This is a genomic window from Cellulomonas sp. SLBN-39, from assembly GCF_006715865.1.
Classification (GTDB): domain Bacteria; phylum Actinomycetota; class Actinomycetes; order Actinomycetales; family Cellulomonadaceae; genus Cellulomonas.
The window spans coordinates 1,904,241-1,928,306 of record NZ_VFOA01000001.1; the positions used below are offsets into that span (position 1 = coordinate 1,904,241).

At 73.3% G+C, this 24,066-nt stretch carries 15 protein-coding genes; 11 read left to right on the plus strand and 4 right to left on the minus strand.

Annotated features, from left to right (window positions below; genetic code table 11):
- Window positions 1–41: 41 nt before the first annotated feature.
- Window positions 42–1,130, minus strand: coding sequence for a HAMP domain-containing sensor histidine kinase (locus tag FBY24_RS08885; RefSeq protein WP_255432307.1), 1,089 nt, complete (start codon window positions 1,128–1,130; stop codon window positions 42–44).
- Entirely contained in the window at window positions 1,123–1,800 is a 678-nt protein-coding gene (locus tag FBY24_RS08890) for a response regulator transcription factor (RefSeq protein WP_142159891.1), read from the minus strand. Before FBY24_RS08890 ends, FBY24_RS08885 begins: the two co-directional genes overlap by 8 nt.
- Window positions 1,801–1,886: 86 nt before the next feature.
- Between FBY24_RS08890 and FBY24_RS08895 the strand changes: the two genes are divergently transcribed.
- Window positions 1,887–2,516, plus strand: coding sequence for a M15 family metallopeptidase (locus FBY24_RS08895; protein WP_142159893.1), 630 nt, complete (start codon window positions 1,887–1,889; stop codon window positions 2,514–2,516).
- 43 nt (window positions 2,517–2,559) lie between these two features.
- On the opposite strand, the gene FBY24_RS08900 is transcribed toward FBY24_RS08895, so the two are convergent.
- Window positions 2,560–3,402, minus strand: coding sequence for an SDR family oxidoreductase (locus tag FBY24_RS08900; protein ID WP_142159895.1), 843 nt, complete (start codon window positions 3,400–3,402; stop codon window positions 2,560–2,562).
- 62 nt (window positions 3,403–3,464) lie between these two features.
- Here FBY24_RS08900 and FBY24_RS08905 point away from each other — a divergent pair, with 62 nt between their 5' ends.
- Window positions 3,465–3,851 (plus strand): helix-turn-helix domain-containing protein, encoded by a 387-nt coding sequence (locus FBY24_RS08905; protein ID WP_142159897.1) that lies wholly within the window; start codon window positions 3,465–3,467, stop codon window positions 3,849–3,851.
- Between the two features lie 7 nt (window positions 3,852–3,858).
- Here FBY24_RS08905 and FBY24_RS08910 read toward each other — a convergent pair whose 3' ends face one another.
- On the minus strand, window positions 3,859–4,533 hold the full coding sequence (locus FBY24_RS08910; RefSeq protein WP_160158469.1) for a phosphotransferase: 675 nt from the start codon (window positions 4,531–4,533) through the stop codon (window positions 3,859–3,861).
- Window positions 4,534–4,616: 83 nt separating this feature from the next.
- Between FBY24_RS08910 and FBY24_RS08915 the strand changes: the two genes are divergently transcribed.
- The 9 genes from FBY24_RS08915 (at window position 4,617) to FBY24_RS08980 (ending at window position 23,782) form a co-directional block, all read left to right on the plus strand.
- Window positions 4,617–5,021 carry a rhodanese-like domain-containing protein gene (locus FBY24_RS08915; RefSeq protein ID WP_142159901.1) on the plus strand — a complete coding sequence of 135 codons (405 nt, stop codon included), beginning with the start codon at window positions 4,617–4,619 and terminating at the stop codon, window positions 5,019–5,021.
- 36 nt (window positions 5,022–5,057) lie between these two features.
- Window positions 5,058–6,758 carry a CocE/NonD family hydrolase gene (locus FBY24_RS08920; protein WP_142159903.1) on the plus strand — a complete coding sequence of 567 codons (1,701 nt, stop codon included), beginning with the start codon at window positions 5,058–5,060 and terminating at the stop codon, window positions 6,756–6,758.
- 80 nt (window positions 6,759–6,838) lie between these two features.
- The gene (locus FBY24_RS08925; protein WP_142159905.1) at window positions 6,839–7,453 is read left to right on the plus strand and encodes a dihydrofolate reductase family protein; all 615 of its coding nucleotides are present in this window, start codon (window positions 6,839–6,841) and stop codon (window positions 7,451–7,453) included.
- A gap of 130 nt (window positions 7,454–7,583) precedes the next feature.
- Window positions 7,584–8,981 carry an Ig-like domain-containing protein gene (locus FBY24_RS08930; RefSeq protein ID WP_142159907.1) on the plus strand — a complete coding sequence of 466 codons (1,398 nt, stop codon included), beginning with the start codon at window positions 7,584–7,586 and terminating at the stop codon, window positions 8,979–8,981.
- Window positions 8,982–9,199: 218 nt separating this feature from the next.
- Window positions 9,200–13,492, plus strand: coding sequence for an Ig-like domain-containing protein (locus FBY24_RS18990; protein ID WP_160158470.1), 4,293 nt, complete (start codon window positions 9,200–9,202; stop codon window positions 13,490–13,492).
- A gap of 33 nt (window positions 13,493–13,525) precedes the next feature.
- A complete protein-coding gene (locus FBY24_RS08965; protein ID WP_142159909.1) occupies window positions 13,526–13,762 on the plus strand; it encodes a hypothetical protein in 237 nt (78 codons plus the stop codon).
- 320 nt (window positions 13,763–14,082) lie between these two features.
- Window positions 14,083–16,797 carry a LamG-like jellyroll fold domain-containing protein gene (locus tag FBY24_RS19660; protein WP_160158471.1) on the plus strand — a complete coding sequence of 905 codons (2,715 nt, stop codon included), beginning with the start codon at window positions 14,083–14,085 and terminating at the stop codon, window positions 16,795–16,797.
- Window positions 16,794–23,435 carry an RHS repeat-associated core domain-containing protein gene (locus FBY24_RS08975; protein ID WP_142159913.1) on the plus strand — a complete coding sequence of 2,214 codons (6,642 nt, stop codon included), beginning with the start codon at window positions 16,794–16,796 and terminating at the stop codon, window positions 23,433–23,435. Before FBY24_RS19660 ends, FBY24_RS08975 begins: the two co-directional genes overlap by 4 nt.
- Window positions 23,432–23,782: an immunity 8 family protein gene (locus FBY24_RS08980; protein WP_160158472.1), complete on the plus strand. Its 351-nt coding sequence runs from the start codon at window positions 23,432–23,434 to the stop codon at window positions 23,780–23,782. Before FBY24_RS08975 ends, FBY24_RS08980 begins: the two co-directional genes overlap by 4 nt.
- Window positions 23,783–24,066 lie beyond the last annotated feature (284 nt).

A 24,066-nucleotide genomic window follows, 5' to 3' on the forward strand; every position in this document is an offset into this window, starting at 1 on the left:
CGTCGCCGGAGGTCATGCGCGGCTGACGTCCCTGCAGATCGTCATGCCACGAACGTCGCTGTCGCGACCAGGCCGCCGTTGGCGCGGGGGACGAGGGTCAGGGTGCCGCCGTGGGCGCGGACGATCGACGTGGCGATCGCGAGGCCGAGGCCGGCGCCGGCGTGGTCGGGGGCCTGCGTGCGGCCCGCGCCGCGGCGGAACGGTGCGGCCAGAGCGGCGACCGCGTCGGTGGTCAGGACGGGGCCGGTGTTCTCCACCGTCAGGTGGGTGGCGGTGTCGGTGCGGTGCGTGCTCGCGCGGACCCAGCCCCCGGTCGCGGTGTTGTGGACGACGGCGTTCTGGAGGAGGTTCGTCGCGAGGTGGTGCAGCAGGGTCGCGTCGCCCGGGACGACGGCGGGCCGGGAGTCGAGGTGGATCGTGGTGCCGCGGGCGTCGGCCGTGCCGGCGAGCGTCTCGACGGCGTCCTCCAGGACGAGGGAGAGGTCGACGTCGTCGCGGCCGACAGGTGCGGCGTCGGTCCGAGCGACGAGCAGCAGCGCCTCGGTGACGGCGACGGCGCGCGCGTTGGCCGCGGCCAGCTGCGCGAGCACCTGCGGGACGTCGGGGTCCGGGTCGGCGGCCGCGACGTCGAGGATCGCGCGGGTGGTGGCGAGCGGGGTGCGCAGCTCGTGCGAGGCGTCGGCGGCGAACCGGCGGTACCCCTCGACGCTCTGCTCGACCCGGGCGAGCATCGTGTCGAACGTGTCGGCGACCTCCCGGAACTCGTCGTGGGGCCCGGTCAGGTCGATCCGGTGGTCCAGCGACCCGGCTGCGGCGCGCCGTGCGGCGGCGCCGATCGCGGTGAGCGGCCGCAGCACCCGGCCGGCGAGGACCCAGCCGCCGAGCAGTCCCAGGCCGAAGGCCGCGAGGCCGGTCAGTGCGGCGGCGGGCGCGAAGGTGCGCAGCAGGTCGGACCGGTCGGGTGCGAACGCCGTCGTCCCGCCGATGTCGAGCAGGACGAGGTCGCCCTCCGGCACGTACCGCAGGAGGAAGGCGGCGACGACCGTCAGCAGCATCGCCTCGACCACGGTCACGAGCGCCGCGTAGCTCAGGGCCAGCCGCCACCGGACGGACAGGCCGCGCCTACGCACCGCCGGGCCCCGCCGTCTCGATGCGGTAGCCCACGCCGGGGACCGTGCCGATCAACCAGGGCTCGCCGAGGCGCTTGCGCAGCGACGAGATGGTGATGCGGACGGCGTTGGTGAACGGGTCGGCGTTCTCGTCCCACGCCCGCGCGAGCAGGTCCTCGGCGCTGACCACGCCTCCGCCCGCAGCCACGAGCACCTCCAGCACCGCGAACTGCTTGCGCGTGAGGGCCACGTACCGGCCGTCGCGGAAAACCTCGCGCCGGAACGGGTCGACGCGCAGGCCGGCCAGCTCCAGCACCGGAGGCGTGGGGGCCGGCGCCCGCCGCGCCAGGGCGCGCACGCGGAGCACGAGCTCGCGCATCGCGAACGGCTTGGTCAGGTAGTCGTCGGCACCGATCTCGAAGCCGCTGGCTTTGTCGTCGAGCCGGTCTGCGGCCGTCAGCATGAGGATGGGCAGGCCCGACCCGGAGGCCACGATCCACCGGGCCACGTCGTCCCCCGACGGGCCGGGGACGTCGCGGTCGAGGACCGCCACGGCGTAGTCGTGGACGCCCAGCAGCTCCAGCGCCGCGTGGCCGTCGGGCGCGACGTCGGCGGCGACCGCCTCGAGCCGGAGCCCGTCGCGGACGGCCGCGGCGAGGTCCGGCTCGTCCTCCACGATCAGCACACGCACGGGCCGACCCTAGGCGTGGCGGTGTGTCGTGCGCGTATGCATCGGCGCATACGCCGTGGCGACGCGGCGTCCGGTGGTCTCGTCGCATGGACGACACCACCCTGCTCCCTCCTCGCGCCCCGGCGACGGGCGCCGAGCGGCCCCGTCCGCGACGGCGTCGCGCTGTCGCGGTCGTCGGCGGACTCGCTGCGCTCGTCGTCGTCGCGGCGGCCGCCACCGCCGGCCTGGCGGGCGGCACGGTCCCGCTGCCCGGGCCGACCGCACCGAGCGAGCCGACGACGGCCGACGGACGGATCCCCGACGGCGAGACCGTCTCGCCGTTCGACGACTCGCTGCCGGCGATCGCAGGACTCGACCCGGCCCTGCTCGCCGCGCTGCGCGAGGCCGCCACCGCGGTCGGCGTCGACGGTCGCACGCTGCACGTCACCAGCGGCTGGCGGTCGGCGGCCTACCAGCGGTGGCTGCAGGACGACGCCCTGCGCACGTTCGGCAGCGCCGACGAGGCGTCCCGCTGGGTGGCCTCCCCGGAGGACTCCGCGCACGTCACCGGTGACGCCGTGGACGTCGGCCCGTACGCGACCGCCGAGTGGCTCAGCCGGCACGGGGCGCAGTTCGGCCTGTGCCAGGTCTACGCCAACGAGGTCTGGCACCTCGAGCTGCGCCCTGATGCCGCCGACGAGGGCTGCCCGCCGATGTCGGCGGACGCGGCGGGGTGACGGCGCCCGGACGTCGCGTCGTCACCCCGTGCCGATCCCGGGGCTATGCGCCCACGTCGCGCAGCCACTGCGCCACGGTGCGCGGCTGGAGGCCGAGGCGCTCCTGGGCGCTGTCCTCGCGCGCGATCACGTCACCGGGCTGCGTGGCCCGCCAGTGGTACGACGCGACGACAGGGGCGATCGCCTCGGCACCGAAGATCGGTGCGACAGCCGTGCCGAAGTCGTCGGGGTCCTGCGCCTCGAAGCGGACGTCACGCCCGAGGTGCTCGGCAAACCCCGTGGCGAGATCGGCCCCGAGCAGCCCGGGCAGCGCCCCCACCGCCACGGTGCCGGTGGGCGCGAGGTCGTCGAGGAGGCGGACGGCGACGTCGGCGACATCCAGGTGCGAGCTCCAGGAGACGGGGTAGTCGGTGCGGAGCGGATAGGGCAGCACCCCGTGCTCGCGCGCGGAGGCGGTGACGGGCGGCAGGAGGAGGTTCTCGAGGTACAGGCGGGGGGCGATCACGGCCGTGGGGACGCCGGAGCCGCGCAGGCCCCGCACGAGCACCGATACGGGGCCGTCGTCGGTCCCGTCCTCCGCGAACGGGTAGCCGCTGGTCGAGACGACGACCCTGCCGGGACGCCCGTCCTCGACGCCCTGCACGATCGCCCGAGCGTGCGCGAGCTGCTGCTCGGGCGTGCCCAGGGGCAGGTGGACGAAGACACCCTCGGCGCCCCGGTAGGCGGCGGCAAGGGTGCCGGGGTCGGCGTAGTCGACGGCGACGGCGTCGCCGTCGTACGACTGCGGGGTGCGGACGGCGGCCGTGACGGACCTGCCTGCGCGGGCGAGTGCGGCGGCCACCGGGCCGCCCTGGGCGCCGGTGGCGCCGTGGACGATGAAGGTCATGTCTCCATTAGTGCATGCACTGCATCAGTTACGTCAACTGCACTATCGGGTACCCTGGCGCCATGCCGTCCCCCGGAGAGACCTGGCCCGAGTGCGGCGTCGCCCGCTTCCTCACTCTTCTCGACGGGCCGTGGGCCACGCTCATCGTCCGCGAGCTCCTGCACGGGCCGCTGCGGTTCTCGGAGCTGAAGGACGCCCTGCCCGGAGTCAGTGCGCACACGCTGACCAACCGGCTCCGGCGCTTCGAGACCTACGGCATCGTCACCCGGTCCGTGTACGCAGAGGTGCCGCCGCGCGTGGTGTACGAGCTGACCGAGGTCGGCCAGGGGCTGAGCGTCGTGCTCGACGCGATGAACACCTGGGCGCTGAGCGTCCCGCGTGCCACCGGTGACGACGCCGTCCCCCTCGCCTCCTCCTGCGACCCCGCCCCGCCCGTGCGCGCCGTCTGACGACTGCTCAGGCGCCTGCGGCCTGGCGGACGAGGGCTGTCGCGGCCTCGACGACCCGCGCCGGCATCGAGTAGCGGGCGCGGTGCTCGGCGACCTCGTCGAGGCGCGCGGCAGGGTCGGCGCCGTGGTCCGCAGCGAGGAAGGCCTCGAACATGTCGCGCACGAGCGCGGCCGGGACGTCGTGCGCGCCCGCGTCGCCGGCCTCGCCGTCGACGCCGAACAGGACCGCTGCCGCCAGCACGACCGCCGTGTGGCCCACGTCGGTGTCGCGGTGGCCGGGCCGGCCGGACGCCCAGTCGATCACGACGGGCCCGGACGGGCTGAGCAGCACGTTGGCGGGGTGCAGGTCGAGGTGGACCACGCACGTGCCGGCGAGGGAGCCGGGCGGCGCGGGCAGCAGGTGCAGGTCGTGGTGCAGGCGGGCGAGCACCGCGGCGGCCTGCGCCGCGGTGGTGGTGCCGGCGAGGAGGGCCTCGAGCAGCGTGGGACCGACGACGCGCTCGAGGAGCATCCCGCCCGGCTCCTGCCGCAGCACCTGCGGCACGGGGTAGCCGTGCGCGCCCACGTGCCGGTGCAGCGCGACCTCGGCCGTCGTGTCCCGCCCGTCGAGGTAGCGGCGCAGCACGAGCCCCGGTCCGGCGTCGAGGACGACCGCTTCCCGGCCCCGCGCGACCACGTCCATCGGGGCATCGTAGGGCGGTCGGCGCCCGGCGCGAGGGCCGGCCGACCCGTGCCCCGACATCGATCGCATATACCCTGGGGGGTATGCAGATCTCTCGTCGCCCCGCCCTCGCGGCGCTCGCCGTCACCCTGACCGTCGCCGCGCTCGCGGGGTGCTCGGGCGGCGGGGCCGTCACCGACGTCGACGTCGAGGACGCCGCCGCCCTGCTCGAGGACCCCGACGTCACGGTCGTCGACGTGCGCACGCCCGCGGAGTTCGCCGAGGGGCACCTCGACGGCGCCGTGAACATCGACCTGTCCGACCCCGCGTTCGCCGACCTCGTCGCCGACCTGCCGCAGGACGGCACGTACCTCGTCTACTGTCGCACCGACAACCGATCGGGCACGGCGACGGACCTCATGGCGGAGGCGGGCCTCACCGACATCCACGACCTCGACGGCGGCGTCGTCGCGTGGGCGGAGGCGGGCATGCCGCTGGTCGTGGGCTGACGCGCACGGCGCCCCCGGCGCGACGGAGGCAGCACCGTGACCGCTCCCGCGGCAGAGCAGGTGGACCCGCACGGGGTTGCGGGCGGCGGTGCCGTGAGCGTCGTCGAGCGCCTCGTCCCCGTGCCGCTGGCCGACGGCACCGTGCTGCGCGCGACGGTGCACCGGCCCGTCACCGACGCCCCGGTGCCGGTGGTGCTCGCGCTCACCCCGTACCCGGTGGACGGCGCCCGGGCCGAGATGGGGGAGGACGCCCTCGTCGAGCGGGGTCTCGCGGTCGTCGTCGTGGCGCTGCGCGGCACGGGCGCCTCGGACGGGACCTTCGAGCCCTGGGCCGGGCACCGCGACGACGGCCGCGACGTCCTCGACTGGTGCGTGCGGCAGCCGTGGTGCTCGGGCGCCGTCGTGGGGTGGGGGCGGTCGTACCTCGCCCAGACGCTGCTCGCGGTCGCCGCGGCGGGCCACCCGGCGCTGCGCGCCCTGCACCTGGGCGTGGTCCCGGGCGACCCCGTGGGCGTGGTCTACCGCGGCGGCGCGCTGCTGCTCGGATCGGCGCTGGGCTGGGTGACGGCGATGGGGCGGGGCGAGATCCTGCGCGCCGCGGCCGCCGGGCAGGACGTCGCCGCCGACCTCGCCGCGTGGGAGGAGCTCGCGGAGGCGGGGGAGCGGGTCGCGCTCGACGGCGTCGTCGCCGACCACCCGGTGCTCGCCCGCTGGTTCCCCGCCTGGCGGGACTGGGTCACGCACCCGCCGGCCGACCCGTGGTGGGCCGAGCGTGCCCTGCCGCCGCGTCCCGCGCTGCCGACGTTCCTCGTCGCGGGCTGGCACGACATCTTCCGCGACCTCACGCTCGACCTGTTCGCGACCTGCCCGCCCGGCTCCCGCCTCGTCGTCGGCCCCTGGGGGCACGGCCCCGCCGGGCGGGCGATCGGCGCGGTCGACCACGGGCGCGCTGCCGCCCGCGGCGCCGAGGAGGTCGGGGCGCAGGTCCTCGACCACCTCGTCGGTCACGCCACGGGGGAGCCCGTCGCGGACGCCCCGCGGGTCCGGGTCTTCGTCATGGGCGAGGACGCGTGGCGCGGCCTGGAGACGTGGCCGCCGCCGGCGAACCCGACGGCCTGGTACCTGCGGCCCGGCGGGTCCCTCGGCCCGGAGCCCGCGCCGGCCGCGGCACCGTCCGCCTTCGTCCACGACCCCGCCGACCCCGTCCCGACCGTGGGCGGTCCCAACCTCTTCGCCCGCGGCGACGCCGCCCGGGGCACCGGCGCGTGGGACCGCCGCGTGCTCGACGGCCGTGCCGACGTCCTGCGCTTCGACTCCCCGCCGCTCGCGGACGACGTCACCGTGATCGGGGACGTCGAGGTCACGCTCGTCGCGTCGACGGACGCGCTCGACACCGACTGGACCGCCACGCTGGTCGACGTGCACCCCGACGGGACCGCCCTGGGGGTGGTCGACGGGGTGGTCCGGGTCGGGCAGGTTCTCGGCGCGGTCCCGCCGGACGAGCCCCGCGAGGTCACCGTGCACCTCGGGGCCACCGCGCAACGCTTCGGTGCGGGGCACCGGCTGCGGCTGGAGGTGGCGAGCTCGTCCTTCCCGCGGTTCGACGTCAACCCCGGCACGGGTGCCCTGGCGGCGCTCACCGGCCCCGCCGGGCGCCGCGTCGTGCACCAGCGGGTCCACCACGACGCCACCCGTCCGTCCCGGCTGGTCCTCCCGGTCGTACCGGACCTGCCCTGACCCGCTCAGTCCGCCCGCTGCCGCGGGTCTAGTCGTCCGGGTGCCCGCGACGGGCGGGTGCCACGAGCCTGGAGGTCTGCGTGACCGCGACGATCGTCTCGACCCTGTTCATCTCCGTCGACGGTGTCGTCGAGATCGACCCCGCCTGGCACTTCCCGTACTTCGACGAGCAGATGGGCGCGGCGGTCGCCGAGGACTACGAGGACGTCGACGTGCTGCTGCTCGGGCGCGTCACGTACGACAGCTTCGCGGGGGCGTGGCCGGAGCGGGAGGCGGCGGGCGAGGACGACGCGACGTTCGCCGCGCAGCTCGGGGACGTGCGCAAGGTCGTCGCGACGCACGGCGACCAGGACCTGGGGTGGCGCAACGTCGAGCCGACGGCCGACCTGCTGGGGACCGTGCGGGCGGTCGCGGCGGAGCCCGGGGTGCGCAAGGTCCTCGTGGCCGGGTCGCCCTCGGTGGTGCGCCAGCTGCTCGCGGCCGGGCTGCTCGACGAGCTCCGGCTGCTCGTGCACCCCGTGGCGGCGCGGCACGGCGGTCGGCTGTTCGACGAGGGCGACGTCCAGCCGCTGCGGCTGCTGCGCTCCGAGGCGTTCGGCTCGGGCGTGCTGCGTCTGGTCTACGCGCCGGGCGAGCTGCCCGCGGCGGCGGAGTACGAGGACGTCGTCGACAAGGTGCCCGGCGAGCGGGACTGACGCCGCGCGGCGGTGACGGGCGCCGGCCGGGGGCGGGGTGGGTGCCAGCACCCAGCCGGGACGTCGGGAGCAGGTGAAGTCCGCGTGCGCGGCTTCAGCCCGTCGCGGCCGCACCCGAGGCAGGGGGGTCATGCTCCACCGATCCCCCGAGGTCTCCTTCATGCGTCGAGCCGTCCCGCACCTGTCCCGTCCCGCCCTCCTCGCGATCGGGGGGATCGCCGTCGTCGGGGCGATGGCAGCCCCTGCACCGGCCTCCGGCGACCCGGGCCCCGCGGCGCCGCACCCGGACGTGCAGGTCGCGCTCTCGTTCAGCACGGCCAGCCCGTGGGGCGACACGGACCTGCGCACGGGCGACGAGCTGACGTACTCGCTCGTGGTCGAGAACCAGGGGGACGACACCGCGACCGGCGCCGTGCTGTTCGACGCGGTCCCGACGGGCACCACGTACCTGCCGGGGTCCCTCACGCTCGACGGGGACCCGCTGACCGACGCGGACGACGCGGACGCGGGCCGCTTCTCGCCGGCGGACGGTGACCTCGGCGCCGTGCACGTCGACCTCGGCGACATCGCCCCGGCCGCCGACGGGGGACCGACGCACCTCGTCACGTTCACCGTCGTCGTGGACGCGTCGGCCGCCGGCTGGCAGGCGCTCGTCAACGGCGCCCAGACCAGCTACCGCGGGGCCACGTCGGGGGTGGCCGACGGCACCGTCACGAACATCGTGCTCGGCAGCGTGCGCGGCGGCTTCGGGGACCTCCCGCCGACGCTGGTCGACCACGTCGTGAGCATCCGTCCGACCGCCGACGCGCCGTCCCTCGTGGTCGACGTCCTCGGCGGGGCCCAGACCGCAGCGCCCGAGGTGCTCTCGCTGGTCGGCTGGACGCCGGCCGCTCGCGGCACCCTGGCCGCGGGCCCCGGCGGCTCCGTCGTGTACACGCCCGACGCCGACTTCGCCGGTGACGACCTGCTCACGTACACGGTCACGGGCGAGACCGGCAACGCCACCACCGCGACGGTCCTCGTCGAGGTGCTGAACGACGCGCCCGCACCGCAGGCCGACGCCGTCACCCTCGACGGTGCCGAGCAGGTGACGGTCGACGTCCTGGCCAACGACACCGACCCCAACGGCGACGTCCTGACGGTGCGGACGGTCGGCGCGGGTGCGGGCGCCGTGGCGTCGGGGACGCTGCTGACGTCCCTCGGCGGGCGTGTGACGTTCGACGGGACGACGCTCCGCTACGCCGCCCCTGCCGGAGGGCTCGAGGCCGGCCGGACGGACACGTTCGTCTACGTGGTGGCCGACCCGCGCGGCGCCACCGCCGTCGGCTCCGTCGTGGTCGCGGCGGGCGAGAGCGCCGGCACGAGCGCGGGTGGGGCGGCGACCCCGGCGACCGCCGACCCCGCCGCGTCCCCCGGGGCCGAGCTGGCCGACACGGGCGTCTCGGGGACGGCGACCGCCGCCTCGGCCGCGGCGCTGCTCGCGCTGGGGCTCGGCCTGGTCGGGGTGGCGCGCCGCCGACGGGCGTGAGCGCCGGGTGTGGCCGTCGTCCGACGGCCACACCCGGGCTGTGACCCGCGTCACCGCAGGTCAGGGGCGGTGGGGGTGCTAGCACCCGGGACCTGGGTCCTAGCGCCCAGGGAACTGAGACGGAGCGGGCGAAAGAACGTGGACGGGCGTTCAGTTCGCCCGCTGCGGGGTCGATCGACCGGACGTCCCCACCCGTCGACCCCTCTCGAGGTCTCCGCATGCTGCACGCCGTCCTGCGCCGCGCCCGCGCCGTCGCCGTCCTCCTCGTCGGCACCGCCGTCCTGGGCGGTGTGCTCGCCGCGCCCGCGCAGGCGGCGAACATCGACCCGTTCGCCGCGGTGTTCTCGGCCAACGCGCACGGCACGATCGTCATGGCCGCGAACACGCTCATGACGTGCACCGTCTCCGGGGCCAACGGCGACAACTGCAACGCCGCGCGCACGTCGACCGACACGAGCATCTCGAGCACCGCCCGCAACAACAACTACACCGGGCAGTTCGTCGACGTGCTCGCCGACGGGGCGACGACGTTCAGCTCGTCGTCGTCGACGCTGACGGTCCCCGCGGGCGGGTCCGTGCTGTTCGCGGCGCTCGTCTGGGGCGGCCGGGTCGACACGGTGCAGGCCGGCACCGCCGACCCGGCGCTGCGGGACCGGGCGTGGCTCGCGGTCGACAGCGCCACCGGCACCGACCGGGCCGGCGCCACGATCACCGCCGACCACTTCGCCCAGGCGGGCACGGCCTCCGGGTACCAGGCGTACGTGGACGTCACCGACGTCGTCACCGCCGCCGGGTCCGGCACGTACACCGTGGGGAACGTGCAGTCCTCGACGGCCGGCACCAACCAGTTCGCCGGGTGGTCGCTCGTCGTCGTCGTGGCCGACCCCGCCGAGCCCATGCGCAACCTCAGCGTGTTCCGCGGCTACTCGGAGATCTCGAACTCGACGGGCAACAACGACGTGTCGTTCGACGTCAGCGGCTTCCTCACCCCGCCGTCGGGCACGGTCCTGACCACGCTCGGCGCGGTCACCTACGAGGGCGACCGTGGCCTGTCCGGCGACCGGTTCAGCCTCAACGGCACCCACCTCAGCGACCCGCTGAACCCGGAGACCGACGTCTTCAACTCCACCATCAGCAACCGCGGCACCCGCGTCAGCGCCGGGCAGAACCCCGACTACGCCAACCAGATGGGCTTCGACTCCGACCTGATCGCCGCCGACGGGATCCTCGGCAACGGCGTGACCAGCGCGACCCTGAGCGCCACGACCTCGTCCGAGCAGTACTGGATCGGCATGGTCACGTTCGCCACCGAGCTCTACGAGCCGAACGTGCACGGCGCCAAGTCGTTCAGCAGCAACAGCGTCCGGCAGAACCCCGACCTGCGCGCCGGTGACGAGCTGACCTACTCCGTGGTCGTCGAGAACGACGGCCTGGACGCCGCGACCGGCACCGTCTTCTTCGACGCCGTGCCCACGGGGACCACCTACGTCCCCGGCTCGATCCTCCTCGACGGCAGCCCCCTCACCGACGCGGACGACGCCGACGCGGGCCGGTTCCTGCCCGGCACCGGCACCCCCGGTGCCGTCCGGGTCGACGTCGGCGACGTCGACGTGCTCGCCGACGGCGGCGCCTCGCACGTCGTCAGCTTCACCGTCGTGGTCGACGACGACGTCGTCGCCGGGCAGACCCTCGTCAACGCCGCCCAGACCACGTCGCGCGGCTCCACCACCGGCACCGTCGCCGGCACGGTCACCAACATCGTCCAGGCCGTCGTCGAGGGCGACACGGGCGACGCGCCGCCCGCGCTGCGCGACCACGTGGTCGCGCACACCCCCACCGCGGCCACCCCGTCGGTGAGCATCGACCTGCTGGCCGGTGCGGTCGACACCGGGGGACCGGTCATGCTCGTCGGCACGACGCAGCCCGCCCGCGGCACCCTGACCCTCGACCCCACGGGCACGGTCGTCTACACCCCGGACGCGGACTTCGCCGGCCGCGACGTGTTCACGTACACCGCGACCGACTCCACCGGGAACGTCAGCACCGCCACCGTCATCGTCGAGGTCGTCAACGGCGCCCCCACCGCCCAGGACGACGCGCTGACGCTCGACGTCGACGTCCCCGTCTCCGCGGCGACCACCGTCGACGTGCTCGGCAACGACACCGACCCCAACGGCGACGCCCTCACGGTCCGCTCGATCACGGTCGACGGCACCACCGCGACCTCGGGCGCGCTGGCCACCGCCCAGGGTGGCACGGTCACCCTCGCCGGCGGGACCGTCACCTACACCAAGCCCGCCGGCGGGCTCGCCGCCGGTCGCACCGAGGTCTTCGGGTACACCGTCGAGGACGCCCGCGGCGCGTCCGACGTCGGCGAGGTCACGATCACGTCGGCCCAGGTCAACAGCGCACCGGTGGCCGTCGACGACACCGCCGACGCCGTGGCCGGTGCCGGGCCGGTGACGATCGACGTCGCCGCCAACGACACCGACCCGGACGGCGACACCCTCGTCGCGTCCGCCGTCGGGACGCCCGTGGACGGCGACGGCACGACGCGTGGCACGACCGCCGTGAGCACCGACGGCCGGGTCGTCTACACGCCCGCCGCCGGCTGGGGCGGGACCGTCACCTTCACCTACACCGTCACCGACCCGTCGGGCACGACCTCCGACGCCACCGTCACCGTCACCGTCGACGCACCGCCCACGGGCGTCGCCGACACCGCGAGCACCGCCGCCGGCACCCCCGTCGACGTCGACGTCCTCGCCAACGACTCCGACCTCGACGGCGACCCCCTGGAGCTGCTGTCCGTCGACGACACAGCCGCCGTCGGCACCGCCGTCGTCGTCACCACCGACGACGGACCCCGCGTGCGGTACACGCCCGCGGCCGGGTTCGTCGGCGACGACACCGTCACCTACACCGTCGGCGACGGCCGTGGCGGCAGCACCGACGTCACCCTCACCGTGACCGTCGCCAACGCGGCACCCGTGGCCCAGCCCGACACCGCCGGCACCACCGTCGGCGTCCCGCTCACCGGCGTCGACGTGCTCGGCAACGACACCGACGCCAACGTCGACGCCGGCTACGGCGACCAGGAGCTCACCGTCACCGCCGCCACGGCCGACCAGGACGCGACCGTCACCGTCAACCCCGACGGCACGCTCGACGTCACGCCCCTGGGCGCCTTCGTCGGCACCGTCACCGTGACCTACACGCTCAGCGACGGCGTCACCACGACCACCGGCACCCTGACCGTCACCGTCGGCAACGGCGCACCGGCCACCACCGCAGACACCGCGACCACCCCCACGTCGACCACCGTCGTCGTGGACGTCCTCGCCAACGACACCGACCCCGACGGCGAGACCCTCGTCGTCGCCACCGGCTCCCTCACCCCGCCGGTCGACGCCGACGGCACCCCCCGCGGCACCGTCGAGATCGTCCGCGGCGGCGTGCAGTACACGCCGCCGACCGGCTGGACCGGCACCGTCACCTTCGGGTACGCCGCCAGCGACGAGCACGAGAGCACCCCCGGCACGGTCACCGTCACCGTCACCAACGCGGCCCCGACCGCCGACGCGACCACGGCCCGCACCGCCTCGGGCACCCCCGTGACCGTCGACGTGCTCACCCACGCCGCCGACCCCAACGCCGCCGCCGGGTTCCAGACCCTGCGCGTCACGTCCGCGACCGCAGACCACGGCGCCCGCGCCACCGTCGGCACCGACGGCCGCATCACCGTCACCCCCGCCCGCGGCTGGGCCGGTCCCGTCACCGTCACGTACGTCGTCTCCGACGGCCTCGCGACCGTCACCTCGACGCTCGTCGTCACGGTCGACAACGCCGCACCCGTCGCCGCCGCCGACCAGACCGTCACCGCCCCCGGCAGCCCCGTGCGCATCACCCTGCTGCGCAACGACACCGACCTCAACGGCGACACGCTCACCGTCGTCAGCGTCGGCACTCCCGTCGACGCCGACGGCCGCACCCGCGGCACCGTCACCCTCGCCGGCGGCGTCGCCACCTACACCCCCGCCGACGGGTTCACCGGCGTCGTCACCTTCCCGTACACGATCAGCGACGGGCAGGCCACGAGCACCGCCGACGCGACGATCGCCGTCGCAGCGGCCGGCACCCGCGACGGCGACGCCTGGGCCACCCCCGACGACACCGTCCTCGTCATCGACGTGGTCGGCGACGGCGAGGAGCTCGTCTCCGTCACCCCGCCCGCGCACGGCACCGCCGAGGTCGTCGACGGCCGCCTCGTCTACACCCCCCGCCCCGGGTTCGTCGGCACCGTCGAGGTCGAGGTCGTCGTCCGTGACGCCGACGGGGCCGAGACCACCCGCACGGTGCGGATCGTCGTCACCGACCCCGACGCGGAGGTCGCCGCCGCACCCGCGCTCGCGGCCACCGGTGCGCAGGCAGCCGCCGGTGTCGCATGGGCCGCGGCGCTGCTCCTCATCGGCCTCGGCCTGGTCCTCGCCGCCCGCCGCCGCCGCGCCTGATCCGGCGTCGAGCCCGTCCGCCCTCGCGCACGCGTGAGCGCGGACGGGCTCAAGCCCGTCGGCCGGTCCTGGCAGTCGGTCGTCGCGGGCTACGTCGCCCTCTTCTCGGTGGTCGTGTGGGCGCTCGGCCCGCTGAGCCTGGGGCTGGGCGTCTGGGCGATGGTCAGGGCGCGGACGGGCGGGCACGGCCGTGGTCGTGCGGTGTTCGCGATCGTCGTCGGCGTGCTCAGCAGCGCGGCAGGGCTGTGGGCGCTCGTGCAGATGTCGTGACCGGCAGTCATCGCGGGTGCGAGTCATCGAGCTGCTTCTGCGCGCAACCGCGGCGCGTCACGCCAGAGTCAGCGCTTCGATCGGGGCGTCGTTGCAGTTCACGGCACTGCGTGTCCTCCGATCGGGTGATACTCGATCAAGTTGCCTCAGGCGATGCACAGGGTGCCCTAAGGTCCGTGACACCGGGATCACTCGTGTGGCCTTGGGCATGACTCGGGTGGTCCGGTCATGGGGGAGCGGCACCGCTGGTGCGGTGCTGGAGGTCGACAGGAGTGCCCGTGACCGGGTGTGTTCGTGCTGCCCGGAACCGGGTGGCGGTCGTGCTGGTGGCGGCGCTGGTGGCCGGGGTGGCGGGTGCGCCGGTCGCGTCCGCGCGCGCGGCCCAGGAGCCGGTGGCGGGTGCGGCGGAGGTGCCGTGCGTCGAGGAGGCCGCGGACGATGTCGCGATGGCGACGGCGGTGGCGTGCGACGCCGATGTCGAGGTCGTGGACGAGCGGACCGAGTGGAACACGGTGTTCGCCCAGCCGGACGGGCAGATGCGTCTGGACGTGTCGGCGCTGGCGGTGCGCACGCTCGCTGACGGGCGGTGGGTCGAGCCGGACCCTGACCTGGTCGAGCAGGACGGTGTGCTGACGCCTGGTGCGGGTGTCGCTGCCATGGTGTTCAGCGGTGGTGGTGACGAGCCGTTGGCCACGATCGCCCGCGACGGGCACGAGCTGGCCCTGGACGTGGACCTGGACCTGCCCGCCCCGACGGTGGACGGTCCGCAGATCACGTACGCGGACGTGCTGCCGGACGTGGACCTGGTGGTGACGGTCAACCAGGACGCGACGGGCTTCTCCGAGGTGCTGGTGGTGCACACCCCGCAGGCTGCGGAGCACCCCGAGCTGGACGAGCTGCGGTTCGCGCTGCAGACGTCCGAGGGGCTGACGACCGCGGAGTCCGCCGGCGGGTTCGTCGCGACGGCCGGCGAGGAGGAGGTGTTCACCGCTCCGGCGCCGCTGATGTGGGACTCCTCGGGCGTGGAGTCCGAGCACGTGACGACGTCGGCGCCGTTGGGCACCGACGCGCTGGAGACCATGGACCTGACCGTCGAGGCGGACGCGGTCGTGGTCGAGCCCGACGCGCAGATGCTGACCGACCCGGGCACCGAGTTCCCGGTGTACATCGACCCGGGCGTGAGCGCGTCGCTGAACGACTGGACCGCGGTGCGCGACACCTACGGTGCGGACTACCGGTTCGCCCCCGACCAGGGCATCGGCCTGTGCTCCACGGCGACGTCCTCGACGTGCTCGAAGACGTTCACGAGCCGCATCCTGTGGAAGTTCACGGGCCTGGCGACCGTGAACAACCTCGCACCGGAGAACGTCACCGGGGCCACGTTCCGCGTCTTCGGGTCCCACTCGTACGACTGCACGGCGCGCCCGGTGACGCTCTACCGGGTCGACAACTTCACCTCGGGCACGGGCTGGCCCGGCGGTCCCACGTGGATCTCGCAGAGCTCGGCGAGCGTGGCGCACAAGGACTCGTGCGCCGGTTCCCCGACGCGCTGGATCGAGTTCAGCGCGATGGAGGCCGCACGCGCGGTCGCGAACTCCAGCAGCGGTCAGCTCACGCTGGGCCTGCGCACCGACGAGTCGTCGATGGCGTCGTGGAAGAGGTACCGCAACGACGCCCAGCTCTCCATCACCTACGAGCGGGCGCCGAACAAGCCCACGGGCGCGAAGTTCTCCCACCCGGGGACATCGGCGTGCACCACGGGTAGCGGTCGGCCGGTCCTGCGCTCGCTGAACCCCCACTTCTACGCCGTGTTCTCCGACCCCGACGGTGGCAACGTGCACGCCAACGTCGACGTGTACAAGGCCAGCGCCGCGTCCGGCTCGGCGAACATCCTCTGGCACGCCCGTCCGGCGGCGCAGGCCTCGGGCAAGGGGCAGTCGATCGTGCTGGGTGGGATGGTGCACGGGCAGATCTACCGGGTCCAGGTCAACGGTGTCGATGGCACCGGCCGAGGCGGAGCCGCCGTCTCCTGCGAGGTCGAGATCGACACCGTCCCGCCGAAGACGCCCACGGTGACGCCCGTCGCGGGGCAGCCGGCGGTGTACCTGGAGGACGTCTCCTCCGGCGGGCCCAACCTCAAGGGCCGGTTCGCGCTCGGCAACGGTGGGTCCAGCGACATCGTGACGTACCAGTACTCGTTCACCAGCAGGACGGCCTTCGACAACAGCGTCACGGCGGCGGCGGCCGCGTTCGACTTCACGCCGACCTCGCGCGGCGCGAAGACCCTGTACGTGCGGTCGGTCGACCGTGCGGGCAACACCAGCCCGGTACGGCTGTACACGTTCGACGTGAACGAGGCCCAGCGCACCTGGCTGCTGGACGACGGGGGCAGCACCGCCGCCCCGTGGGAGGAGCAGCCGGTCCTCGACGTGAGCGCCTCGACGGCGTGGGCCCCGGGGCCGCTGGCTGAGTCGGGCTTCAGCCCGAACGACAAGGCCCTGCTCTTCGACGAGGACAGCGACGCTGTCACGGGTCCGGTGTGGGCGGACACGTCGACGGGCTACGGGGTGATCGCGACGCTGCGGGCCGACGACCTGGCGGCGAGCCGCGCGACGGCCGTCAGTCAGGACGGGACCGCGGTCAGCGCGTTCGAGCTGGGCTTCGCGCCGTGCGCTGACGGCGACGGACGCTGCTGGGCGTTCACGGCCAACTCGTCCGCCACGACGGCCTCCGCGGTCAGCGCCGTGTCGACGATCAAGGTGACGCCGGGCCGGTGGGTCAGCGTCACGGGGACGCACGATGCGGCGGCGGACCAGATCACGGTGCGAGTCTGTCCGCGCGGCCAGTACCCCGACGAAGGCGTCGCAACGTCGTTCACGACGCCGTGGTCAGCGACCGGATCGACCGTGATCGGCCGGGCGCAGGGTGGCACGTCGAGTCCATGGCGGGGTGCCGTGGCGGATCTACGGGTGTTCAGGGGGCTTCCGATGGCTGATGACCTGCTTCGTGCGTGCCACGGCGTGGTGCCCGAGTGAGCGCGCGACTGGCCGGGATCGTCCCGGCGCGGGTCCGGCGCTCCGCCGTCGGCATGGCGGTGGCATCCGCCCTCTTGGTGACGCTCGGTCTGTCGCCGACCGCTGCCGAGGCTGTGGCGGCCGACGAGAATGCGCTGCCCTCGCTGGAGGAGCGGCGTGCGGCGGGCGAGGAGGTCGCGCCCGACGTCGACTTCAGCGACCCGATCGCGGTGCGCACCACCCCGCGCAAGGGCGCGACGGACCCCGCTGACGTCCCGGGTGAGGAGCTGGGCACGGCTGAGGTCGTGGCGCCCGACTGGCCGGAGGCCGACGAGGCCGTGGCGATGCCCGACGCGGCCGCGGACCTGGGCGTCGTGACCGTGGACGTGGTGGAGGAGGGCGACGCCGACGGGGTCGCGGTGCGCACGCTCGCGCAGGACGACTCCGAGGACCTGGGTGTCGAGGGCGTCGTGTTCGAGCTCTCGCCCGTGCAGGAGGTTCCGGCCGAGGGCGCCGTGGCGGAGAGCCCCGAGGCAGCGCCGTCGGCCGACGCCACGGCGCCGGAGCCGACGCCGTCGGACGAGGCTCCGTCGCCCGCGGTGCCGACCGAGGAGCCGACCGAGGAGCCGACCGCGACGGTCGCCCCGGAGGCGGCGACCGCACCGGTGCCGTCGCCGACGGGTGAGACGCAGGAGCTCGTGGTCGAGCAGGCCGCGTTCGTCACTGCTGTGGACGAGCCGGCGCCGGACGTCGTGCCTGCCGACGAGGACGTCGCGGTCCCGGCCGTGGACCTCACGCTGGACTACTCGTCGTTCGCGCAGGCGTACGGCGGCGACTGGGCGTCGCGGCTGCGCGTCGTCGAGCTTCCGGCGTGCGCCCTGACGCACGGGGTGCTGGCCCGCTGCCGCGTGCAGACGCCCGTGGACTCGGTCAACGACCCGGTCGCGCGGACCGTGACGGCGTCGCTCGCCGCGTCGTCGACCGGCGTGGTCGCGCTGGCCGCGGCGCCGGGCGGGTCGTCCGGCTCGTGGGGTGCGACGTCCCTGTCGCCGTCGTCGTCGTGGGACGTGTCGGAGCAGACCGGTGACTTCTCGTGGTCGTACCCGATGCGGGTGCCGCCGTCGCTGGGCGGCCCTTCGCCGGAGCTGTCGCTGAGCTACTCCTCGGGGTCGCTCGACGGGCGCGTGGCCTCGACGAACAACCAGACGTCGTGGGTCGGCGACGGGTGGGACCTGTCGACCGGGTTCATCGAGCGGCGGTACGTGGCGTGCGTCGACGACGAGAAGAACGGCAACAACGTCGACAAGCCCACCGGTGACCAGTGCTGGAAGTCCGACAACGCCACGATGGCGTTCGCCGGGCACTCCGGAGAGTTGGTCAAGGACGCGTCGTCGGGGCAGTGGCGCCTGAAGAACGACGACGGCACGCGCATCGAGCGCAAGACCGGCGGGTGGAACGGTGACGACGACGGTGAGTACTGGGTCGTCACCACCACCGACGGCATCAAGTACTACTTCGGCCGCGGCAAGCGGTCGGCCGACGACACGCTGGAGCTGAACTCGGCGTGGACCGTGCCGGTGTACGGCAACCAGGCCGGCGAGCCCTGCTACAAGGCCGACTACGACTCGGCCTGGTGCCAGCAGGCGTGGCGCTGGAACCTCGAGTACGTCGTGGACCCCTCGGGCAACTCCATGACGTACGTGTACGCCAAGGAGACCAACAAGTACGGCCGCAACCTCGACGACGCCGTCTCGACGTACGACCGCGGCGGGTACCTCGCACGTATCGAGTACGGCCAGCGGGCGGGGTCGGAGGCCGACTCCGTGGCCCCGGCGCGGGTGGTGTTCGGTGTCGCCGAGCGGTGCCTGCCCAAGGACGGGGTCAGCTGCGAGCCGGACACGCTGACCAAGGACACGGCCAAGTCGTGGCCGGACGTCCCGTTCGACCAGATCTGCACCTCGGGCACCACGTGCGCGTCGCAGATCTCGCCGTCCTTCTTCACGCGCAAGCGGCTGACCACGGTGACCACCCAGGTCCGGTCGGGCAGCGCGTGGCAGGACGTGGACCGGTGGTCCCTGACGCACACGTACCCGGACCCGGGCGACTCGACGAGCCCGGCGCTGTGGCTCTCGAAGATCGGGCACGAGGGACGCGTCGGTGACGCGATCACGCTGCCGGACGTCACGTTCGAGGGTGTGCAGATGGCTAACCGGGTCGACACGACCGGTGACGCCGGCCCGGCGATGAACCGCTACCGGATCTCCTCGATCACGGCGGAGTCCGGCTCGACGACCTCGATCAGCTACACCCCGCAGGACTGCACGACCGGCAGCCTGCCGGCCTCGGCGGACTCCAACACCCGTCGCTGCTTCCCTGTCCGGTGGCAGCCGGAGGGCTCGGGCAAGGAGGTCGTGGAGTACTTCCACAAGTACCTCGTCGACACGATCGCCGAGAACCCGAACGACCTGATCAGCCCGGCCATCGAGACCGCGTACGCGTACCAGGGCACGCCCGCGTGGGCGTACGACGACAACCCGCTCGTGCCGGAGAAGCAGCGCACGTGGGGCCAGTGGCGCGGGTACGCGACGGTCGACATCTACACCGGCGCCAAGACCCTCGCGAGCAGGTCGTGGGACCGCAAGCGGTTCTTCCGCGGCATGAACGGCGACCACCTGGCCGACGGGTCCAAGCGGTCGGTCAGCGTCGACGGGATCGCCGACGACGCGCGCCTCAACGGGTTCGTGCGTGAGGAGATCACGTACAACGGCGTCGGCGGCGCCGAGGTCGAGGGCGTGGTCAACACCCCGTGGGTGTCGCCGCCGACGGCCACGAGCAGCGACGGCGTGAAGGCCACCTTCATGTCGACCCGGACGGTCGAGTCCCGCACCATCGGCAGCCAGCTGCCCGGTGGCAAGCGCGTCACGCGCACCGTCACCACCTACGACGACACCTACGGGCTGCCGGTCTCGGTGGACGACCAGGGTGACGTCGCCACGGCCGCGGACGACCGGTGCACGCGCACCGAGTACGCCCGCAACACCGCCGCGCACATCGTCGGGGCGATGCGTCGGACCGAGACCGTCGGGGTCTCCTGCTCGGCCACGCCCGCCCGCCCGGGTGACGTGCTGGCCGACATGCGGGTGTCCTACGACGGGCAGGCCTACGGCGAGGTGCCGACGCGCGGGCAGGTCACGCGCAGCGAGACGCTGAAGTCGTACTCGGGTACCACCCCGGTGTACGTCACGGAGTCGACGTCGACGTACGACGCCTACGGGCGCCCGACGTCCAGCACGGACGCGCTGGGCCGCAAGGGCACCACGGCGTACACCCCGGCGACGGGCGGGCCGCTGCGGTCGGTGACGACCACGGCGCCCGACCCCGACGGGTCGGGACCGCTGACGGCGGCGTCGTCGACCACCGAGGTCAACGCCGCGTGGGGTGCACCCACCAAGGTGACCGACCCCAACGGCAAGGTCGCCTCGGCGACGTACGACGCGCTGGGCCGCACCACCGCGGTGTGGATGCCGGGCCGTACCCAGGGCAAGGACACCGCGGACCAGACCTTCGCGTACAAGCTCGCGCGGAACGGGGCCAACTCGGTCACCACCAAGACGCTGACGGCGTCCGGGGCATACCTGACGTCGGTGGCGATCTACGACGGCCTGCTGCGCCCGCGTCAGACGCAGTCGCCGTCGGCGTCGACGGAGAACCCGGGCCGGCTGATCACCGACACGATCTACGACTCGCGCGGCCTGGTGGAGTGGGAGAACGGTGCCTGGTTCACCACGGGTGACCCGGCCGGCACGGTCGTGTTCCCGTCGGTGGCGGTGCCCACCCGCACCCGGTACGCCTACGACGGCGCCGGGCGGGTCACCGCCCAGATCAGCGACGTCGACGAGAAGGAGGACGTGCGCACCACGACGTCCTACGACGGCGACCGGGTGAGCGTGGACCCGCCGACCGGTGGTGTGCCGTCGATGTCGATCACCGACGCCGCCGGCCAGGTGGTCGAGCTGCGGCAGTTCACCGGTCTGGCGCCCACCGGCACGTTCCGGTCCACGAAGTACGCCTACGACCGGTCGGGGAACCTGACCTCGCACACCGACCCGGCGGGCAACGTGTGGTCGTACACGTACGACCTGCGGGGCCGGCAGGTCACGGCCAAGGACCCGGACAAGGGCACGACCACCTCGACGTACGACGACGCCGGGCAGCTGGTGTCCACCAAGGACGCCCGCGGGGTCACGCTCGCGTACGTGCGTGACACGCTCGGGCGAGTCACGGAGCTGCGGGAGGGCTCGGCCACCGGGACGCTGCGCTCCTCGTGGACGTACGACACCCTGGCCAAGGGGCAGCTGACGTCCAGCACCCGCCACGTGGGGACCAACGCCTACACCACGGCCGTCACGGCCTACGACGACGCGTACCAGCCGCTGGGCCAGTCGGTCACGCTGCCCGCGTCGGAGGGTGCACTGGCCGGCACGTACACCACGGGGTACACGTACACCGCGGACGGTCAGCTGGCGACGATGAAGCTGCCTGCCGTCGGGTCGCTGCCCGCTGAGACGGTGACGACCGAGTACAACGCGCTGTCGCAGGCGATCTCGCTGAGCGGCGGTGACGGGTGGGGCACGTACGTCGCCAAGGCGGTGTACGACACGACCGGTGAGCTGCTCCAGCAGGACCTGGGCAACTTCAAGTCGTACTCGCAGAACTTCGCGTACGAGAAGGGCACCCGCCAGCTCGCCCGCACCTGGTTGGTGCGGCAGGGCGCGTCGGGTCGTGACTTCGACAAGACCTACACCTACGACGACGCGGGCAACCCGACGAAGATCGTCGACAGCCCCACGGGTCAGGCCGTGGACGCGCAGTGCTTCGCCTACGACGGTCTGCGGCGCCTGAAGGAGGTGTGGACGCCGGCGAACGCGGACTGCTCGGTCGCGGCGTCGGCCGCCGGCCTGGGCGGCCCGGCGCCGTACTGGAAGGCGTACGCGTTCGACGTCGCGGGCAACCGCACGAAGGAGGTCATCCGGTCGGCGTCGAGCACGACGACGAACACGTACACGTACGCGGCGTCGGGTGCGACGGCGGTGCAGCCGCACGCGGTCACGTCGATCACGTCGGTGACTGGATCGACGACCAAGACCGGGTCGTACACGTACGACGCGAACGGTGCGACGGCCACGCGCACGCCTGCGGGTGGGACGGCGCAGACGTTGACGTGGGACGCCGAGCAGCGGCTGACCACCGTCAAGCAGGGCACCTCGACGGTCGGCTCGTACGTGTACACCGCTGATGGTGAGCGGTTGATCCGCAAGCAGGGTGGCAAGACGACGGTGTACCTGCCCGGTGGGCAGGAGCTGACGTTGACCACGTCGTCCGGTGCGCTCGCCGCGCAGCGGTACTACGCGTTCGCGGGTCAGACGGTGGCGACGCGTACGGGCACGGCGGCCTCGACGGTGTCGTCGTTGTTCGCCGACACGCAGGGCACGGCGTTGGTGTCGGTGCAGAACATCACCGACACGGTGACGGTGCGTCGGACGGATCCGTACGGGAACGTGCGGGGGACGAACCCGTCGTGGCCGGGTGACCACCTGTTCTTGGACAAGGTGCGCGACTCGACGGGTCTGACGCAGGTCGGTGCCCGGTACTACGACGCGTCGATCGGCCGGTTCGTGTCGGTGGACCCGGTGCTGGACCTGAAGGACCCGGCGCAGTGGTCGGCGTACTCCTACGGCGAGCACAACCCGGTCACGTACTCCGACCCCACCGGCATGCTGTCGTGGGCATCGTCGTTCAAGAGCGGCCTGTCGAAGATCGGGTCGGCGGTCAAGAACGGCGTCTCCTCGGCGTGGAAGTCGACCGGCAGCTTCGTCAAGAAGCACCAGGCGTCGATCGTGGGCTTCGCGGCTGGTGCGATCGTGACCGGTGGGTGCTTGGTCGCGACCGGTGGTGTGGGGTCGGTCGGGTGTGCGGCGCTCGGTGGTGCTGCGGCCGGGGCGGCGTCGAACCTGTGGCGGACCCAGGTGCAGAAGACCTCGCGGTTCACTGTCGGTGGGTTCGTGCGCGAGACGGTCTTCGGTGCCGCGATGGGCGCGATCGGTGGGGCTGCGGCTGCGGCCAAGCCGCTGGCCTCCGCGGCCGCGTCCTGGGCGGGCCGGGTGGTCGGGCCCGCGGCCCAGCGCTTCGGTGCCGGCGCGCTCTCAGCAGCACGACAAGCAGCCTCGAAGGCCTCCCAGGCCCTGGCCCAGACGGCCCAGAACATCCGCACCCAGGTCGTCCAGCAGGTGCGATCGGTGGTTCAGAACGCCTCCCGCCTGCTACCGTCCCGATCAAGCGGTGCCGCAAATGCCGCGGACGATTGGGTCAACGTCAGCGGGATCCTGCGTGACGCGGTCCGCGGGAAGGGCAACTTTGGCCTGGGCTGGGGCACCGCCGCCGAAGCTCAGACGGCGGGGCGTGCCTGGGTCGGCGAAGGCGCGCGCCTTGCGAGCGATGGGAAGACTCTGTTGAGTCAGGATGGCTTGCGTCAGTGGCGCCCGCCGAGTTTCAAGCCCAAGTGGCAAGGGGGGTCTTGGCAGTCCAACTTCGAGTCTCGATGGGTTCCACGTGGACAGTGGCAGACCAACGGTCACCTCAATATTTCGGACATGCCATGAGAGCTGAGATCAGATCGATCTTCTCCAGTGATGTGCAGAGCCTGGAAGATTTTCGACCGCCAGAAGACGCCTTCGCCATCCCCATCCGACTCCAAATCGGACCCGCGGGGCAGGATGGTGAGGAGTCTTTTGACTTCACTGTCTGCTCGGCGGCCTGGCTCAACAAGCAGGTCGAGCAGATGCCGGTTTTCGATGCGCGCCATCATCTTGTCGTTCGCGATTTTCACTGGGCTGTGATACGACGCTACATCGAGGGGCGGGTGTCTCGGTGCGTGGGCAAGGATTGGGAAGAGCTTGCCCAGCAGTTGAGCCGATTCGCATACTGGGAGTTCGAGGACTACTCGTGACGGCTCCCGAGGTCAGTCACCAGAGTTCTCGGCCGACTGCTTGTCTACGTGTTCGGCGCCTTGCGTGATGCGGACGTCGCCCTCCGCAGTCAGGTCGAATTGTGGTTGCAGCTCCGCATCCTGCTCGATGCCGTGGACGCGCCTGTCCGCCGTGGGCGGTGCGGCCGCGGCGGCGGCGGGAATTCTTGCGCGTCCGGGTGGCATGTTTTGGGAGATTTAATTCCGCTGTGCAAAATGGATTCGGCGGGCGTTGCGGGCAAATCTGAAGGGCAAGTGGCAAGAGG